Source organism: Actinospica durhamensis, from assembly GCF_018139695.1.
Classification (GTDB): Bacteria; Actinomycetota; Actinomycetes; order Streptomycetales; family Catenulisporaceae; genus Actinospica; species Actinospica durhamensis.
Genome location: NZ_JAGSOG010000701.1, coordinates 1 through 504, shown reverse-complemented (window position 1 = coordinate 504; position 504 = coordinate 1). Strand labels below are relative to the sequence as shown.

The window sequence follows — 504 nt, the reverse complement described above, 5'->3', positions numbered from 1 at the left end:
GCCCACCCCCGGCCCCACCACGCGCGCCGCGTTGACCGTGACCGAGTTGAGCGTGATCGCGTTGCGGAGCTGGTCGTAGCCCACCATCTCGCGGATGAAGGACTGCCGCGGCGAGTTCTCGAACGCGTTGTTGACGCCGAGGAACACGGCGAGAACGCACAACTCCCAGAACCGCACCGCCCCGAACACGGCCAGCAGCCCGAGCAGGAGCGCCTGAAGCCCCATCACCCCCTGAAGGATCGTCATCAGCCGCAGTTTGTCGGTCCGGTCCGCGATGACCCCGCCGTAAGGCCCGAGCACGAGCACCGGCAGCGCCTGCAGCGCGACCACGAGCCCGAGCGCGGTACTGGAGTGCGTCAGCGTGAGCACCAGCCACGACTGCGCGGTCATCTGCATCCAGCTGCCGGTCAGCGAGATCGACTGCCCGACGAAGTAGATCCGGTAGTTCGGTATGCGCAGTGACGTGAAAGCCGCCCGCCAGGACCGTCCCGCCCCACCCGCGGC

Annotated in this window: 1 protein-coding gene; it reads right to left on the bottom strand. The window is 68.5% G+C overall.

Annotated elements, in window-relative coordinates; translation table 11 throughout:
* On the bottom strand, positions 1-459 hold a 459-nt coding region (locus tag KDL01_RS41790; RefSeq protein WP_368861757.1), incomplete at its 3' end, for an MFS transporter.
* Between the last annotated feature and the right edge of the window lie 45 nt (positions 460-504).